Origin of the sequence: Mycobacterium sp. 1165196.3 (assembly GCF_001673415.1) — a bacterium.
In the GTDB taxonomy this organism is placed as follows: Bacteria; Actinomycetota; Actinomycetes; order Mycobacteriales; family Mycobacteriaceae; genus Mycobacterium; species Mycobacterium europaeum_A.
On the sequence record NZ_LZLU01000016.1, the window covers coordinates 53037 to 69607 of the forward strand.

General features: G+C 65.8%; 16 protein-coding genes. 5 read left to right on the plus strand and 11 right to left on the minus strand.

Translation table 11 applies throughout. The features are described 5' to 3' along the window. Positions 1–71: 71 nt before the first annotated feature. Genes A5659_RS02105 through A5659_RS02115 form a run of 3 tightly spaced genes read left to right on the plus strand, consistent with a single transcriptional unit; the run spans position 72 to position 3676 of the window. Positions 72–1280, plus strand: a complete 1209-nt coding sequence (locus A5659_RS02105) for a cytochrome P450 (protein ID WP_066881934.1) — start codon at positions 72–74, stop codon at positions 1278–1280. A gap of 22 nt (positions 1281–1302) precedes the next feature. Then, a complete protein-coding gene (locus tag A5659_RS02110) occupies positions 1303–2517 on the plus strand; it encodes a CaiB/BaiF CoA-transferase family protein (protein WP_066881952.1) in 1215 nt (404 codons plus the stop codon). 13 nt (positions 2518–2530) lie between these two features. After that, on the plus strand, positions 2531–3676 hold the full coding sequence (locus tag A5659_RS02115) for a thiolase family protein (RefSeq protein WP_066866648.1): 1146 nt from the start codon (positions 2531–2533) through the stop codon (positions 3674–3676). Positions 3677–3681: 5 nt separating this feature from the next. Here the strand turns inward: A5659_RS02115 and A5659_RS02120 are convergent, their stop codons facing one another. From A5659_RS02120 to A5659_RS02150, 7 genes are all read right to left on the minus strand, one after another. Continuing rightward, the gene (locus tag A5659_RS02120; protein ID WP_197497884.1) at positions 3682–4278 is read right to left on the minus strand and encodes a class I SAM-dependent methyltransferase; all 597 of its coding nucleotides are present in this window, start codon (positions 4276–4278) and stop codon (positions 3682–3684) included. 218 nt (positions 4279–4496) lie between these two features. Beyond that, complete coding sequence (locus tag A5659_RS02125) at positions 4497–5699, minus strand: acyl-CoA dehydrogenase family protein (protein ID WP_066881938.1); 1203 nt, start codon at positions 5697–5699, stop codon at positions 4497–4499. Beyond that, complete coding sequence (locus A5659_RS02130; protein ID WP_067179065.1) at positions 5700–6746, minus strand: acyl-CoA dehydrogenase family protein; 1047 nt, start codon at positions 6744–6746, stop codon at positions 5700–5702. A gap of 2 nt (positions 6747–6748) precedes the next feature. After that, entirely contained in the window at positions 6749–7579 is an 831-nt protein-coding gene (locus A5659_RS02135; protein WP_067179067.1) for an amidohydrolase family protein, read from the minus strand. Next, a complete protein-coding gene (locus A5659_RS02140; protein ID WP_067179069.1) occupies positions 7576–9201 on the minus strand; it encodes an acyl-CoA synthetase in 1626 nt (541 codons plus the stop codon). Before A5659_RS02140 ends, A5659_RS02135 begins: the two co-directional genes overlap by 4 nt. 32 nt (positions 9202–9233) lie before the next feature. After that, on the minus strand, positions 9234–10436 hold the full coding sequence (locus A5659_RS02145) for an amidohydrolase family protein (RefSeq protein ID WP_067179083.1): 1203 nt from the start codon (positions 10434–10436) through the stop codon (positions 9234–9236). Between the two features lie 30 nt (positions 10437–10466). Then, entirely contained in the window at positions 10467–11312 is an 846-nt protein-coding gene (locus A5659_RS02150) for an enoyl-CoA hydratase (protein ID WP_066866552.1), read from the minus strand. Positions 11313–11666: 354 nt separating this feature from the next. Between A5659_RS02150 and A5659_RS02155 the strand changes: the two genes are divergently transcribed. Beyond that, positions 11667–11906: a CsbD family protein gene (locus tag A5659_RS02155; protein WP_066866550.1), complete on the plus strand. Its 240-nt coding sequence runs from the start codon at positions 11667–11669 to the stop codon at positions 11904–11906. A gap of 61 nt (positions 11907–11967) precedes the next feature. Here A5659_RS02155 and A5659_RS02160 read toward each other — a convergent pair whose 3' ends face one another. Next, positions 11968–12984 (minus strand): dihydrodipicolinate synthase family protein, encoded by a 1017-nt coding sequence (locus A5659_RS02160; protein WP_067179071.1) that lies wholly within the window; start codon positions 12982–12984, stop codon positions 11968–11970. A gap of 43 nt (positions 12985–13027) precedes the next feature. Further along, positions 13028–13825, minus strand: a complete 798-nt coding sequence (locus A5659_RS02165; RefSeq protein WP_067179073.1) for an SDR family NAD(P)-dependent oxidoreductase — start codon at positions 13823–13825, stop codon at positions 13028–13030. A gap of 192 nt (positions 13826–14017) precedes the next feature. Here A5659_RS02165 and A5659_RS02170 point away from each other — a divergent pair, with 192 nt between their 5' ends. Next, a complete protein-coding gene (locus A5659_RS02170; RefSeq protein WP_067179075.1) occupies positions 14018–14830 on the plus strand; it encodes a TetR/AcrR family transcriptional regulator in 813 nt (270 codons plus the stop codon). Positions 14831–14847: 17 nt separating this feature from the next. Here the strand turns inward: A5659_RS02170 and A5659_RS02175 are convergent, their stop codons facing one another. Both A5659_RS02175 and A5659_RS02180 read right to left on the minus strand, forming a co-directional pair. Further along, on the minus strand, positions 14848–15756 hold the full coding sequence (locus tag A5659_RS02175; protein ID WP_067179077.1) for an enoyl-CoA hydratase/isomerase family protein: 909 nt from the start codon (positions 15754–15756) through the stop codon (positions 14848–14850). Next, entirely contained in the window at positions 15753–16550 is a 798-nt protein-coding gene (locus A5659_RS02180) for a hypothetical protein (RefSeq protein ID WP_369829351.1), read from the minus strand. The genes A5659_RS02175 and A5659_RS02180 overlap by 4 nt, the downstream gene beginning before the upstream one ends. Positions 16551–16571 lie beyond the last annotated feature (21 nt).

The following is a 16571-nucleotide window of genomic DNA, read 5'->3' on the forward strand; positions in this document are numbered from 1 at the left end:
ACTGTAATAATTACAGTACGATCTTACGAAGAAGTGTTCGATCGTGCTGAGATCAAGATGCTGGAGATCAGGTGACGACCAACGTTCACACCGCCGCCGGTGCCGGCGACGAAACCGTCAGCCTGCGAGACCCCTACCCGTTCTTTGCCCGCAAACGGCGGGAGGCCGGCGTGTTCGCCGGCACGGTGATGGACTATTCCAAGACCCCGGAGTCGCTGCTGCCCAAGCAGGAGTACTCCGCGATGTCGTTCGACGCCGTCAACACGGTGTTCCGGGACGGCCGGGTGTTCAGCTCCAAGCCGTACGACAAGACCATCGGCCTGTTCATGGGGCCGACGATTCTGGCGATGGAGGGCAAGAAGCACCGTGAACACCGCAACCTGGTGTCCGCGGCCTTCAAATCCAAGGCGCTGGCCCGCTGGGAGCCGACCATCGTGCGGCCGATCTGCAATGCCCTGATCGACGAGTTCATCGGAACCGGCACAGCCGACCTGGTCCGGCAGTTCACGTTCGAGTTTCCCACCCGGGTCATCGCCCGGCTGCTCGGGTTGCCCGACGAAGACCTGCCGATGTTTCACACCCGCGCCGTGCAGTTGATCAGCTACCACGTCAACTACGAACGCGCCTTCGAGGCTTCGACGGCGCTCAAGGACTATTTCGTCGAGCAGATCGAACAGCGCAAGTCCAAGCCCACCGAGGACATCATCGGCGACCTGGTCACCGCGGAGATCGACGGCGAAAAGCTCACCGACGAAGCGATTTATTCGTTCCTGCGGCTGCTGCTGCCCGCCGGCCTGGAGACCACCTACCGCTCCTCGGGGAACCTGCTGTATCTGCTGCTCACCCACCCGGAGCAGTTCGCCGCGCTGCAAGCCGACCGCGAGCTGCTGGCACCGGCCATCGAGGAAGGGCTGCGCTACGAGACACCGCTGACCACCGTGCAACGCTTCACGACCGAAGACACCGAGTTGGAAGGCGTGCAGATTCCGGCCCGTTCGGTGATCGGGGTGTGCATCGGTTCGGCGAACCGCGACGAGCGGCGCTGGGACCGCGCCGAAGAGTTCGACATCTTCCGCAAGCACACGCCCCACATCTCGTTCGCCGCCGGGGAGCACACCTGCCTGGGTTTGCATCTGGCGCGGCTGGAAACACGCGTCGCGATGGAATGCCTGCTGAACCGGCTGACCAACCTCGCCCTGTTGACAGACGATGACCCGCACATCCACGGTCAGCCCTTCCGGTCCCCGAATGCGCTTCCGGTGACGTTCGACGCGAAGTAGGGTCGGCAAAATGGTCAAAGTCATGTCGGGCTTCCGGGTCTTGGAGCTTGCGCAGTTCACCTTCGTTCCGGCGGCGGGAGCCATCCTGGCCGACTGGGGAGCGGACGTCATCAAAGTCGAACACCCGGCCCGCGGCGACACCCAGCGCGGGTTCTTGAATATGGGTGGCATTCAAGTCGATCCGGAACGACACCCGCTGATGGAACATCCCAACCGCGGCAAACGCAGCGTCGGCATCGACGTCTCCACGCCCGGCGGTCAGGAGGTCATCTACGAGCTCGCCAAGACCGCGGACGTGTTCCTCACCAACTACATGCCCGCGCAGCGCCAGAAGCACAAGTTCGACGTGGAGCACATTCGGGCGGTGAACCCGAACATCGTGTACGCCCGTGGCTCGGCCTACGGCGACAAAGGCGCCGAGCGTGACACCGGCGGCTATGACGGCACGGCGTTCTGGACGCGCAGCGGCATCGGGTACGCCCTGACCCCCGAGGAGCTGGGCGGCGCACTGGGACAAGGCATTCCCGCGTTCGGCGATTCGATCGGCGGCATGTTCATCGCCGGTGGCATCTCGGCCGCGCTGCTGCATCGCGAGCGCACCGGTGAGGCCGTCGAGCTCGACGTGTCGCTGCTGAGCACTGCCTGGTGGGCGGCCGGCGCCAGCGTGACGCAGGGCATGGAGACCGGCGAGGTCATGCGCACCCCCATGCCGGGTTCCGGCGCGCCGTCGGTGAATCCCTTCATGGGCAACTACGAAACGTCCGACGGCGGCACGATCAACCTGTGCATCATCAGCCCGACCGGGCTGATCCGCGACACGTTCGAACACCTGGGCATCCCCGAGGCGGCCGACGATCCCCGCTTCTCCGACGTGCTCCCGCTGATCCAGAACGCCGACGCCGCCGCCGAACTGATCGCAAAAGCTTTCGCCGCCAAGCCCTTTGCCTATTGGCGACAACACCTTAAGACCATGAAGGGCCAATGGGCGCCGTTCCAGAGCCTCATCGACCTGGTCGACGACGAGCAGGCGATCGCCAACGACATGATCGCCGAAGTCGAGCTCGCCGGCGGCGGCAAGCCGTTCCGCGTGGTCCGCGGCCCCGTCCAGTTCAACCACGAGCCGTTGACGACGACGCGGGCGCCGCAGGCCAGCGAGCACACCGAGCTGGTCCTGATGGAGCTCGGCATGGACTGGGACCGGATCGACGAACTCAAGAATGCAGGAGCTATTGCGTGAGGAGTGGCGCGGCGTGAATGATGTCGCCATCATCGGCGTGGGCTTACACCCGTTCGGGCGCTTCGAGGGCAAGTCGGCGATGCAGATGGGCGTCGACGCGATCCACGCCGCTGTCGCCGACGCCGGTATCGCTTGGCGCGACGTCCAATTCGCCACCGGCGGCAGCTGGACGGTGGCCAACCCGGACGCGATCGTCGGCATGGTCGGGCTGACCGGCATCCCGTTCACCAACGTGTTCAACGCGTGCGCGACCGCGGCCAGCGCGGCCAAGGCGTGCGCCGACGGTATCCGACTGGGCGACTACGACATCGGCATCGCCATCGGACTGGACAAGCACCCGCGCGGCGCGTTCACCGAAGACCCCGCCCTGGTCGGCATGCCGCGCTGGTATGCGCAGAACGGGCAGTATCTGACCACCCAGTTCTTCGGCATGAAAGCCAACCGTTACCTGCACGACCACGGCATCTCGCAGCAGACCCTGGCCAAGGTCGCGGCCAAGAACTTCCGCAACGGGGCCATGAATCCCAACGCCTTTCGCCGCAAGCCGATCTCCGAGGAAGACATCCTCAACTCGACGATGCTCAATTATCCGCTGACCCAGTACATGTTCTGCGCGCCCGACGAGGGCGCCGCCGCCGTGGTCATGTGCCGGGCGGACATCGCGCACCGCTACACCTCCAAGCCCGTCTACCTGCGGGCGGTGGAGGTCCGCACCCGCCGCTACGGAGCCTACGAGGTGAACACCACGTGCGCCCCGGTCGAAGAAGACGTGGCCCCAACGGTTTACGCCGCCCGCACCGCCTTCGAGAAGGCGGGCATCGCCCCCGACGATGTCGACGTGATCCAGTTGCAGGACACCGACGCCGGCGCCGAGATCATTCACATGGCCGAGTGCGGGTTCTGCGAGCACGGCGATCAGGAGAAGCTACTGGCCGACGGCGCCACCGAGATCAACGGTGCGATGCCGGTCAACACCGACGGCGGGCTGATCGCCAACGGCGAGCCCATCGGCGCCTCCGGTTTGCGGCAGATCCACGAGATCGTGCGCCAGCTCCGCGGTGAGGCGGGCGATCGTCAGGTGCCCGGCAACCCCAAGGTGGGATTCACGCAGCTCTACGGCGCGCCGGGCACCGCCGCGGCGACCATCCTCACGACCTGACGGCGTCAAGAGGCTTTCTGCGCGACCGCGCGAAAGTGCACGACGTCTTCCCTGCGGTTTCCTGTTGCGTGGGTGAACTCGAAGCCCGCCGGTTCGGCGAGGTCGCGTAACTGCGGCACGCTCAGCCGGTCGGGATCGGACGGCATCTCCACGAAAACAAGTCGGCCGCCTGGCCTCAAGACGCGGTGCAGCGAGCGTAAGCATGCCTGCTGGTCGGGCACCTCCCCTATCACCGCCGCCAGAAACGCCACATCAAAAGCGTTGTCGGGGAACGGGAATTGCTCACTTGCCTGCCCACTGGTAAAGCCGACATCAACGAAGCCGGCCCGCTCGAGTCGGCGCCGAGCCTTCTCCAGCATCTCCGGCTGGAGGTCGAACAAGTCGAGCCTGCCATCGGTGAGCTGGCGAGCGATCTCGACGCTGAAGAAACCCGGGCCCGGTCCGAGTTCGAGAACCCGCTCGGTGCCGGTCAGGTCCAAGGCGTCGATGATGCGCCGCGGCGGCATCAGCGCTCGCCGAACTGGATTGTCCAGAAGAAACGTCGCTTGATGCGGAAAGGGGGACGGTCCCGGATCGCGCCTTTTCCGCAGCAGCGCGCCCACCCATGTTGTCGCCATCAGACCTCCTTCCATCGAAGTTAGGGTACCCTAACTCGACGGCAGGAAGCAACGGCGTCGGCAAGCCGGGGGCGCGTCGAGTGTTAATCCTCGGCTTCGAGTGTCATTACCGGGCGACGACGCGCCGGCAAACCCCGCCGCAAATTCACACCCAAAGCCCTAGCTTCACATTGGATTTCGCTGGTGCGAAGCGCTAGCCGCGGCTACGAGGCTTTCTGCGCGACGGGCGCGTACGCCGGCTTGCCCAGACCCAGCACGTACTGCGCGATCATGTTGCGGAACACCTCGAGGGTGCCGCCATAGATCCCGACCAGCGGCGCGAACCGGTACACGTACTCGGCGGCGCCGTCGTCGGCCGCCCCGTCGGTGCCGACGGGCAGCGTCGACGCCGTGCCCAGGATGTCCATCAGATCCGGGGAGATGTCACGCATCGTCTGGGCCAGCGCGACGCGTCCGAAGATGCTGGGCGCGCTCAGGGAGGCTTCCATCCGCGCGGCGCTGCGGCCCAGGCGATAGGCCACCGCGGCGTCGTCGATAAGCCTGCGCCCGTTCGGGTCTGGCTGCGTTACTTTGGCCGCCGCCTTGTCCAGCGCGTCGGCCATGAAACCGGCCTGGTGCATCATGATCGACACGTCTTGCAGCCCGTCCGGTGCGGCCGCGACCGCCCCGTGCTCGGTGTTGAGGGGCTCGCGCAACACCGTCCAGCCCGCGTTCACGTCGCCCAGGCGATACTTGTCGTCGACGCGCACGTCGCTGTAGTAGACGATGTTGGTGCGGTCGCCGTCGACGGTGCGGATGCCCTGGATCTCGATGCCCGGGGAGTTCAGCGGAACCAGGAACATCGTGAGGCTCTTGTGCTTCTGCGCACCCGGGTCGGTGTTGGTGATGAGGAAGACGAACTGGCAGTTGTGCGCGCCGGTGGTGAACATCTTGGAACCGTTGATAATCCAGCCCCCATCTCCCGAGCCGTCACGCACCGCGCGGGTCTTGCAGGTGGCGATGTCGGACCCGCCCTCGGGTTCGGTGTAGCCCAGGCATAGCCGGACATGCCCGCTGAACACGCCCGGCAACACCTCGTCCCGCAGCTCGGCCGAGCCGAACTTCGCGACCGAGCGGGCCACCATGGCGGTGGTGCCCCAGGTCACCCAGGGCACGTGCGCGCGCCGCTTCTCCAGTTCCCAGATGCGCCGACGCACCCTGCTGAAGCCGCCGTCGGCCTCCGACTTCCATTCGCGTTCGAGGTAACCGGCGGCGCCCAATGCCAGGTGCACTCCTTCGTCGAAGTTGTCACCCGTTTCGCGGTCCCGGCGCTTGACGTCCTCGGTCACATGCGTGCGCAGGAAGTCGCGCGCTTCTTCGAGGAACCGCTGATCGTCGTCGGACAGCGTGACTCGTGAGAAATCCACTTAGGCGCCCTTTCCACTTTCGCGCGCGGCGACCAGCTCGCCGACATACTTGGCGCTGGCGCCGGGATCCCCGCCGGCCAATGCCCAGCCACGGGCTCGCACCAGATATGCCGTCGCGGCGGCCTCCGCCGAAACACCAAGTCCCCCTTGGATATGCACCGCCATGGTCGCGGCCTTCGCCGCCTCCTCGGCCATGAACACGAACGCCGAGGGCGCCAGCTCCGGGCGCTCGTGCGGCTCGTTGTCGAGGAACCAGGCCGCGCGCCGCGCCAGGTTGCGACCGCCCTGCACGGTGATCGCGATGTTGGCCAGCGGATGCGAGATGCCCTGCAGCGTCGAAATCGGCACGCCCAACGTGTAGCGGGTCTTGGCGAATTCGGCGGCGATGGTCATGGTCTCCTCCACCAGGCCCACCAACGCCGCCGCGCTCAGCACCCGCCACTCATCCAGCGCCCGTTGATATTCCGCCAGCGCCTCGGATCCGCCGGCCAGCACGGTGCGGGTATCGGCGGACGCGGGATCCACCCAGGCCATCGGCAGCCGGCCGATGTTGTCCACCTTGGTCGGGCGCGTGCCGAACGTCAGCGCGACGACGTCGTCGCCGTCGCGCACGATGATCTGGTCGGCGATCGACCCGGTGGGCAAAAGCCGCGCCCCGACGGCGCTGTCGTGCTGCGGGTCGAAGGCCGCGAGTCGCTTGCCGTGGACCACATCAGGTTCGACCGCGCCGAGGCGCGCGAGCAGCCGTGCGGTGCAGACCTGGTCGATCCACGGTACCGGCGCCAGCGACCGGCCGATCTCCTCGGCCACCAGGGTCAGGTCGACGAGCGTCGCCCCGTCCCCGCCCGCGGATTCGGGCACCGCCATGGTCGTTGCGCCCATGGCGCACAACCGTTCCCAAAGATTCTTGTCGAAGCCGGTTTCCTCCGCGGCGCGCACGGTTTCGATCGAACAATGCGTCTTGAAGAAATCGCGGTAGGCGGCCTGCAACGCCTCGTGATCCGACGTCAGGCTGTAGTCGAGCCTACGTAGTTCATAGCGGTCCATCCTCAGCCTTCCTCCTGGCCACCGAAGAAGAATTCTTGGGCATTGTTGTAGAGATAGTTGTCGAGCACGTGGGCCGGCAGGTCCAGCCCGGCCGCTTCGGGAACCACGCGGTGCATTTTGAGCACCGGCCAGTCGGAAGCGAAGATCACCTTGTCCGGCCCGCGGGTCCGCATGTAGTGCAACAGGCTCTCCGGCAACCGTTTCGGCGACCACGCCGACGTCATCAACCGCAGGTTGGCGTATTTGATCAACAGCCTGATCGCGATGTCCCACCACGGGTCCGCACCGTGAATCATGCACAGCTTCAACTCCGGGAATCGCACGCAGACCCGGTCGAGGTGGATCGGATTCTGCACCTCCCCGGGGATCGGTGGCCCGGGGATGCCGGTGTTGATACACAGTGGCAGCTCGAGCTCGGCGCACTTGGTGTACAGCGGGTAATAGACGGCATCGCTGGGCGGGTATTGGCCGTCGCCCCAAAAGCTCGGTCCCACAGCGGCATAGGCGACGGGCAGGTCGTCGACGATGGCGGACAACTCACGCAGGGACGGCATCGGGCGCAGCAGGTTGACCCCACCCATCGCCAGGGCGAACCGGTCGGGCTTCTCCTCGACGAATTTCCGCGCGGTCACCGACGGCTTGGCCAGGTTGTCCATCAAGATCGCCTTGCGCACACCCTGGGCGTCCATCTCCTCGAGCAGCTTCGACAACTCGACCGGTGCGAACATGGACTCCGGCCCCTTGAAGTAGTCGTCCCGCACCTTGAGCATCCAGGTCGGCTGCTGCTCGGTCTCGCCGAAGTGCACGTTGACCAGGCAATCGATAGCTTTCATGTCGACATCGGCGCCTTTGCTGTTGCGTGACGTTTCGCCCAACGGTAATCGGCCTTCCCGTTGCCCAAGCGCTGAACCCGCTCGACGACGAGGAACTCCTTGGGCGCCTTGAACCGCGCCAGTCGCGACGTGCACAGCGTGTGGAGCTCCTCGGCGGTTCCGGTGGCGCCGTCGCGCAGTTCGACGAGCGCGACCAGCTCTTCGCCCCAGCGCTCGCTGGGCCGGCCGACCACCAGCGCGTCGGCGACCGCCGGGTGGGCGCGCAGCACCTCTTCGACCTCCTCGACGAAGACCTTCTCGCCGCCGGTGTTGACGACCAGCGAGTCGCGGCCGTACAACCGCAACGCGCCGTCGGCTTCCAGTGCGGCGCGGTCACCCGAGATCACCACTCGCTTGCCGTCGATCTCGGGGAAGGTCTTGCGGGTGGCGTCGGGATCGTCGAAGTAGCCCAACGGTATTCGCCCTTCCCGGGCGACCCAGCCCACTTCCGGCTCGCCGGGGGAAAGGAAGTGGCTGTAGTCCTCGGAAAGCACCAAGCCGCCTTCGCGCAGCGTGAAGGTGTCGGCCTGGGAGCCGCGCCGGCTGTGGCCGAAGCCCATGTTCCCCGTCTCCGATGAGCCGTAACCGTTGATGAGGGTGATGTGGGGTAACAGCTCCAGCAGGGCTTGTTGATACTTGGGATTCGTTGCGGCGCCGCCGGTCCCGATGGCGTACAGCGAGGGCAAGTCGTAGGAGCCGCCCTGCAGCTCGGCCACCAGTGGCGCGGCGTAGGCGTCGCCGACCATGGTCATCAGGCCGACCTTTTCGCGCTGCGCGGTCTCCCACACCAATCGCGGTTCGAGCTTGCGGCCGGTGTCATACATCACCACGGTGGTGCCGGCCATGATCGCCGAGAAGGCCGTCCACATGCCGGCCGCGTGCATCAACGGCGAGACGGCGAACCATGGCGCACCGGCGTTACCGCGCACCTTGTCGTGGATCTCTTCCGCGCAGGCATGATCGGCCCCCACCATGGAGGACACATAGATGTCGGACTGTCGCCACAGCACGCCCTTGGGCCGACCAGTGGTGCCGCCGGTGCAGATCATCAGCAGATCGTCCGGGGACGCCGTCACCCCCCGGTCGGTATCCCCTTGCGCCAGTGCGTCATCCAACGACACCGCGCCCGACAGTTCCGCAGCGCCGCTGCCGTCATCCACGGACACCAACAGGTCGACGCCGGCATCCGTGAGCACGTCGGCGAATTTCGCGCCCAGCCCGCGGTGGTAGATGACCGCTCGGGGCTTGACGTAGTCGAGCAGCTCGCGGACCTCGTTCGGCGTGTAGTAGTAGTTGATGTTCACCGGGACGGTGCGGGCCTTGAGGCAGCCGATGACCATGTCCGGGTACAGGTCGTTGTGCATGACCAGCGCCACCCGGTCCTGCCCGCATTCCCAGTTCTGCAGCGTCGCGCGCTCCCGATGTGCCCCTAACCCGTTGCCCGCCAGGAAGTTTGCCAGCCGGCGGGTGCGCTCGGCCGACTCGCGAAAGGTGCTGCGGCGGCCGCCGCATACCGTCATCGTCCGGTCCCCGACGACGTGGGCGATTTCGTCGAGAACCGCCCCTATGGTCCATTCGCTCACTGGTGTAGCCGGCCTCGGGTGATCAAGGGAGGTCAAGCGGCCGAGCCGACTTGGACGCCGAGCAGGTCTAACGCATTGTCCCGCATGATCTTTCGAACGTCGGACTCGCTGAAGCCCTTCAGCTCCTCGGCGAACGACACCGGCGATTCGAGGCCTTCCCCGTGCGGCCAGTCGGAACCGAACAGGATCTTGTCCACGCCGATGGCGCCGGCGAGGTCGGCCAGATCGTCCTCATAGTAGGGCGCGATCCAGACGTTGTTGCGCAACTGCTCCACCGGGTCCTCGGGGAAGTAATGGGGTTGGGTGTTGGCCGCCTTCTTCAATCGCTTGATCAGCCGGTGCACGAAGTACGAGCCGTTCTCGATGCTGACCGCCTTGAGCTTCGGGTGACGGGTGAACACGCCGTGCACGATCATCGACGCCATCGTGTCGTGAATGGCGCGGTCGTCGAGCAGCACCTGATCCAGCGGATCCTTGGCGCCGAAGCCCTCGAACGTCGCTTTGCCGCCCCAGGCCGCCGCGATGTGCAGATAGCCGCTGTCGGACAGGTGGAACCCGACCGGCACCCCTGCCTCGGCCAGCCGCGCCCAGACCGGGTCGTGGCTGCGATCGCCCAGCGACCGCGGCTTGACCAAGCCGGGCACCGGCGCCGGACGCACCAGCACCAGCTTGGCGCCGCGCGCCAGCACGAACTCCACCTCTTCGATGGCCTTGTCCGGGTCGGCCAGCGAGATGATCGGTGCGGCAATGATTCGGTGATCCGGACGGTCGAAGCCCCAGTCCTCGTCGAGCCACAGATTGAAGGCGTGCACCGACGCCATCGTCGCCTCGATGTCGTGCTTGAGCGCCTCCTCGACTCCGCATCCGAACGTCGGCAGCATGAACACCGTCTCGATGTCCTGGGTGTCCATCACCGCGATCCGGGCGTCGCGGTTCTGATACTCGGGGTGTTCCGCCAGCCGCTCGACCTTCATCAGCGAGGCCGGATCGACCCCGTCGGGGATCTCGCCGCGGAAGAGCAGGTCGAGGCAACCCGGCACGATGATCGGGTCGAAGGTGGGGTTGGGGATGAAATGGTTGATGCGGCCGCCGATCACGGCCCAGGTCCGCTTGCCCTCGTTGACCATCTGGACGCCCCGCCCCCTGAACTTCTTGTCCAGATGGCGGGTGAACGAGTCCAGCGGCTCGTAGTAGTGATTGTCGACGTCGATCGCCTGGTAACCCAACTCAGCCATGATCATCCTTTCCGCCATTACCGGCGAACACTAAGCGTCGGTCGAATCGAGCGACGGGAATTGCGGCGGCCGCTTCTCGAGAAAACTGGTGATGCCCTCGATGACATCGGGGCGCGGCATCGCCTCGTGCAACAAAACTTCGGCGAGCGAATTGGCCTGCTCGACGTCGCGGGTCGCGTCGCCGTATACCTGCCTCTTGATCACCGCCATCGACGCCGGGGAGCAATTCGCGGCGATGTCCTCGGCGTATTCCAGCGCGCGCTTCATCAAATCGTCCGGCGCGACAACCTCTTTGACCAGACCCAACTCGGCCGCCTCCTCGGCGAGAAACGTCCGCCCGCTCAGCAACAGATCGAGGGCGACGCCCCAGCTGGTCAGCCGCGGCAGTATCCAAGAGATGCCGAACTCCGCGATCAGACCCCGACGCGCGAACACCGCGCCGAACTTCGCGCCGGCGGCCGCGAACCGGACATCGCACATCAGCGCCTGGGTCAACCCGATGCCGACACACGCCCCGTTGACGGCCGCGATGACGGGCTTGCGCAACGTCGTCACAAAGTGCGGCGGGCGCTCCCCGACCAACTCGGCCAGATTCGTCTGACCGGCCTTCTCCATCGTCTCGCCATAGCCGGGTGCCGAACTTGGCGCGCCCAAATACGCGCCCGCGCAAAACCCCCGGCCCCGGCCGGTCAACACGATGACCCGGACGGCCGGATCCTGTTCGGCGCGATCGATCGCCGCATAAAACCCGGCGGCGATGTCGGGGCCCCAGGCGTTGAGCCGATCCGGGCGATTGAACGTCAGAACCGCCACACCGGTTTCAGTGGTCTCATACAGCACCGCCGCATCGGTGACCACGCGGTCGGCGGCGCTCATCAGACCGTCCCCTCATAGCTGATCGACTGGCGAGTTTGTACCCATACTGTATACCTATCGGTACTGCATTCCACAACTGCTGCGATCCGGCGGCGAAACCCCGACTAAACAGCGGTTTCACGCACCGCGACGCCGACTCGGGCGCCCGCGGATCGACGGCCCGGCGGGCGACGATTTTGACGCGGTCGTAACCGCCGAATCGGGTGCCGGAAATGAATATTCGGGCGGCAAACGGCCGCCGACGTGGCAAGACTTAAATGTTGTGGTGTGGGACACGTTGCTGCCACGTTTGCGTCGGCCGCGCGATCGGTAATCCCGGAACAAGCCAGCCAGTCGACAAGGGAGGTAGACGCAATGGTTGACGTCAAGAGTGGTCCGATCGAACTCGTCCGTGGCATCGTCGAGGATGCCCTCGGTAAGACCAAGCAGGTCATCGGGATCATCATCGGCAATGACAGCCTGGCCGAAGAGGGCAAGGCTCAGCAGGACAAGGCGGAAGCGCAGCGCAACGCCGGCAAGAAGGAAGCCGCCGCCGAGAAAGCCCGCGGCAAGGCCAAGGCCTACGAGGAGCGCGAGCGGGCCGAGCAGCAGTAAACGGTCAGCTAGTCGAGCGGGCCCGGTCACTGACCGGGCCCGCTTCGCTGCGTAAACCCTGCTACCGCAACGCGGTTTCCAGCAGGCCCAACCGCTGGTAGGCGTTTTCGATCTGGGCTTTCGCCTCGGCGGGCAGCTCGGCCTGCGGGGGGCGGGAGTGCGGATACGCGCCGATGGGCAGGCCCAGCAGCGATGCGGCGTACTTGAATGCGCCGCCCCAGTGGGTGAAGTAATCCGCGCGGCCGGGGTAGCAGGTCCACCAGGATCCGACGTCGAGGTCGAACTGGTCCAAGCCCGACTCACGGCCGTAGTCCATGGCCTCGACGAGTTTGTCGCTCTGGATGAGATCCCAGTATTCGGAGAACAGTCGCCGGGTGGGCGTCTCGAAAAGGTAGCCGGCGGTACCCAATTGCGCCGGACAGACGATCCCGTCGCGCAGCCAGCCGGCCCGGTAGACGGTCTTGTCGCATTCCCACACCGCGAGGCCGGGCGCCAGCTCATGCAGCATCCGGCTGCTCGCCGGCCGGAAGGCGCCTTCCTTGGTCGCGCACACCGCGGGAACCTCGTCGTAGATCCGGGCGCTCTCGGCGGGCGTCAAGACGTAACCCGAGGACGGCGAGTTGAACATGCCCAGGGCGATATCCGTCCGCGCCGCCACGTATTTGAAAAAGCGCAGCACGCCGTAACCCCCGTGCGCCTCCATCATCGGCGTTTGGATGTAGGCGATGTCGGCCCCCGCCTCCTGCGCGTGCAGCGTCAGGTCCAGGCAGTCCTTCGCCGACATCGCCGCCGTGCACGCCTGCACCACCACGTCGGGATTGATGTCGCGCGCTTCCTCGACGGCCACCTCCAGCAGGCGTTTGCGTTCCTCGAGGGTCAGCGACCAGAACTCCGCGATCCCGCTGGTACACCACAACATCGGATGCCCCAGATCACCGACGCAATAGCGCACCAGCGTCCGATAGGCCTCCCAGTCGATGTCATCGCCGTCGGTGCCGCAGAACGGCGTGTAGAGGGAGTCGCCGATCCCCCGCAATGCGCCCGACGCCCACGCCCGCGCCTCCGCTGCCGTCGCCACAATCGACTCCTTTTGTCTGCCAATCGATTTCTTCGACCCGTCGTCAGGTGAAGTCCGAACCGCCGTCGACGTTGATGTTGGCGCCGGTCATGTAGGAGTTGCGCCGCGAGGCGAGGAACGCGGCGACCGGGCCGATTTCCTCCGGCAAGCCCGCACGCGGCATGTGCGCCGGATGACCGAAATGCTTGCCGATGGCTTCCATCAGGGCGTAAGGGTCATTGCCGTCGACCCCCACCGAATTCGCCCAGCCGATCAGCGATTCCGATGCGATGCTGCCCGGCGACACCACGTTGACCATGATCTCGTCCTTGGCCAGCAGCAGAGACAGGTTTTTCGACACGCTGGTCAGCATCGACTTCGCCGCCGTGTAGGCGGGCAGCATGACGCTTTGCCGCTGCGTCGAGTGCGCGGAGAAGTTCACGATCCGGGCCCATTGCGCCTTGCGCAACAGCGGAAGCGCCGCGCGGACGCAGCGCACCATTCCCAGCACGCCGTCTTCGACGGATTGCCGCCACTGGTCGTCGGTCAGCTGCTCGAACGTGCCGGCTGCGCCCGGTCCCACCGTGATAACCAGCGCGTTGAGTTCGCCGTCCCATCGCCGGGCGAGCTCGCCGAACACCTCGCGCACCGCACCGTCGTCCCCGATGTCCGCCGTCAATCCGATCGCGTCCGGGCTACCGCGATGCGTGAGATCGGTCACCGCGGCGTCCAGGGCGTCGCGGCTGCGGCCTATCACCGCGACCCGGGCGCCTTCGTCGGCGAAGCAGCGCGCCGTTGCCAATCCCATGCCGCGGCTACCGCCGACTACCACCGCCGTGGCATTCGCCAGCCCTAGATCCATTGCGTAATCCGTAGCCCTAGTCTGGTCATTTTCGCCTGTCCAGCCGCTTTACCAAAAAGCCTACGATAGGTATTACAGTAGCAGAGGGATAATGTGACACGAAGGCGTATACGCAGGTCAAAAGAGAAGTGCCGGTAAATTCAATCGTACCGGCAGCACGGCTGCCAGACCGCATACCCGGAACGGATTTTGATGGAGGTGCCCGTAGTGGCAAAACAGGCAACCGCCGATAAGCGTCAACGACGCGAACGCGGGTCCATCAATCCCGACGACATCATCAGCGGCGCATTCGAACTCGCGGAGCAGGTGTCGATCGACAACCTGAGCATGCCGCTGCTCGGCAAACATCTCGGCGTGGGTGTGACGAGCATCTACTGGTACTTCCGCAAGAAGGACGACCTGCTCAACGCGATGACCGACCGCGCGCTGAGCAAGTACGTGTTCGCCACGCCCTATGTCGAGGCCAGCGACTGGCGTGAGACCTTGGCCAACCACGCGCGCTTGATGCGTAAGACGTTCATGGGCAACCCAATTCTGTGCGACCTGATTTTGATTCGAGCCGCGCTTTCGCCGAAGGCGGCGCGGATGGGCGCTCAGGAGATGGAAAAGGCGGTCGCCAATCTGGTGCAGGCCGGGCTGTCACCGGAGGATGCCTTCGACACCTATTCGGCGATTTCGGTGCACGTGCGCGGTTCAGTGGTGCTGCAACGGCTCTACGAAAAGAACCAGTCCTCGGACGTCGGTCCCCGGGCCATCGAGGACGCGGTTGCGATCGACCCGGAGAAGACGCCGCTGCTCGCTCAGGTGACCGGGATAGGCCACCGCATCGGCGCCCCCGACGAAACGAATTTCGAATACGGACTCACCTGCATCCTCGATCACGCCAGCCGGCTGATCGACGAGAGCAACGGATCCAAGGGCAGCAAGGCGGCGCCGTCGCGGCAGCGCAAGCCGGCCAAGTCGGCGCCGGCCCGGGGCCGGACCAAGGCGGCAGCGGCTCGCTAGCGCCCCGAAAGGGCTTGTCAGCCCTCGGGTTCCGGGACGTGGAAGTGCTCGTCGCGTAACCGGAACGCCTCCCTGGCGCCGTGCTGCGCGCGGGTCTTGACGAAGTTGAATTCGCCCGGCCCGAATTGCAGGTTGGTGCCGAACGCGTGGAACAGATAGCTGGCGACCTCTTCGCCCTGATACGCCTGGCTCTGCTCGACCAGGCGGAATGCCTCCTTGGCGATGACGACCCCGTCGGCGGGCATCTTCGCCGCCTTCTCGGCCCAGTAGCGCGCGCGGGCCGTCACCGCGCCGGGTGCGCAGGTGTCGGTGAAGATTCCCAGGTGCTCGATCTCGCCCGCCTCGATGATGTCGCCGGTCAACAGCAGGCGCCGGGCCAGCACCGGCCCGAGCCGGTGAAAGAACATGTGCAGGCTGCCGAGGGCGGGGCCCAGGAACCGTGTCGCGGGCATGCCGATCTTGGTGTCACGCGCGATGACCGAGATGTCGGTCATCAACGCAATCTCGAAGCCGCCGCCGAGCGCGTAACCGGCGATCTCCCCCACCGTCACCTTCGGGAAGCCCATGAAGTTGTGGTAGAAGCCAAAAGACTTGCGGTCCACCGTAAGTCGTCGCCGCTGGCTGGGGCGACGTTTGGCGGCCCGGTCGGCACCGGCCGCCGGGTCCGGTGGTGCGGACGAGCCGTACCATCCGTAGGCGTTGTTCATGTCCGCACCGGTGGAGAACACCCCCTCTGCCCCGCGCAGTAGCACCACCGTCAGGTCGTCGTCCTCGGCCACCTGATCAAGGCATCGGGCGACGGCCTCACGCATTGCCGCGTCATACGAGTTGCGTTGTTGGGGATTGTTCAGCGTGATGGTCGCGATGCGCCGATCGGGATCGATGTCGAAGAGCACGCGATCGTCAGAGGTGCTCGAGGCGGTCATGTATCGGACTCCTTTCGGCGCCTGCCGAACCGCGATCCGGCAAGCTTTTCCGGCCGTGACGCCAACGTGTTGACCTCGCCGGTACAGAGGACTTCGTCGTGAAGCGACAGCCGCCCGGTCGACGTGATGCCGCGTTCGCCCTCCGTGCGGGCAATGTCGAAGCGCAGCTCGGTCAACACCGGGGTCGGCCGGCGGAAGGTCACCACCAGGGATCGTGTCTTGCCGGACAGGCCGGTGACGCAATTGTGGTGCTGGATGACGCAGTCGAAGAAGACGCCCAGGAAGCCGCCGTGCACCAGGCCCGGCGGCCCTTCGTACACCAGGGGGAATTCGACACTGCCCGTGGCGTTCTCGGCGTCGAGTCGGTCGAACCGGTACTCGGGAAAGCACGGGTTGTATGCACCGATGTCGGTCGCGTGGTTGAGGTAGACGCGGCGCGGATCGTCGGGCAATTCGCCGATGCGCGGTGCGTTGTCCGCGGGCGCCGCGGCGACCAACTCGCCTTCCCACTCGGCGAATTTCTCCAGCATGGCGTCCACCGCGGGGTGTGGGTGCTCGAGGGACACCAGCAGCGAACTCAGGCGCCGCATGGCGGCAGCGGCGGCCACGGTCTGGGCAAGCGGCGCCTCGCCGAATCTGGCGTCGCCGTTGCCCGTCGACGCGCGCGCGGCATGCCCCTCCGACAAAGTCATCGCGCCACTCCTCCTCATCGCTGTGCTCTGCATCGTCGCCGGCGCGGTCATCGCGCCACTCCTCCTCATCGCTGTGCTCTGCATCGTCGCCGGCGCGGTCATCGCGCCACTCCTCCTCATCGC

Bases quoted from the DNA above. Each gene is read 5' to 3' on its own strand.
- A5659_RS02175 (WP_067179077.1), bottom strand. From the start codon at position 15,756: ATGACCGCCTCGAGCACCTCTGACGATCGCGTGCTCTTCGACATCGAT.
- A5659_RS02155 (WP_066866550.1), top strand. From the start codon at position 11,667: ATGGTTGACGTCAAGAGTGGTCCGATCGAACTCGTCCGTGGCATCGTC.
- A5659_RS02180 (WP_369829351.1), bottom strand. From the start codon at position 16,550: ATGACCGCGCCGGCGACGATGCAGAGCACAGCGATGAGGAGGAGTGGC.
- A5659_RS02150 (WP_066866552.1), bottom strand. From the start codon at position 11,312: ATGAGCGCCGCCGACCGCGTGGTCACCGATGCGGCGGTGCTGTATGAG.
- A5659_RS02145 (WP_067179083.1), bottom strand. From the start codon at position 10,436: ATGGCTGAGTTGGGTTACCAGGCGATCGACGTCGACAATCACTACTAC.
- A5659_RS02165 (WP_067179073.1), bottom strand. From the start codon at position 13,825: ATGGATCTAGGGCTGGCGAATGCCACGGCGGTGGTAGTCGGCGGTAGC.
- A5659_RS02135 (WP_067179067.1), bottom strand. From the start codon at position 7,579: ATGAAAGCTATCGATTGCCTGGTCAACGTGCACTTCGGCGAGACCGAG.
- A5659_RS02130 (WP_067179065.1), bottom strand. From the start codon at position 6,746: ATGGACCGCTATGAACTACGTAGGCTCGACTACAGCCTGACGTCGGAT.
- A5659_RS02170 (WP_067179075.1), top strand. From the start codon at position 14,018: ATGGAGGTGCCCGTAGTGGCAAAACAGGCAACCGCCGATAAGCGTCAA.
- A5659_RS02110 (WP_066881952.1), top strand. From the start codon at position 1,303: ATGTCGGGCTTCCGGGTCTTGGAGCTTGCGCAGTTCACCTTCGTTCCG.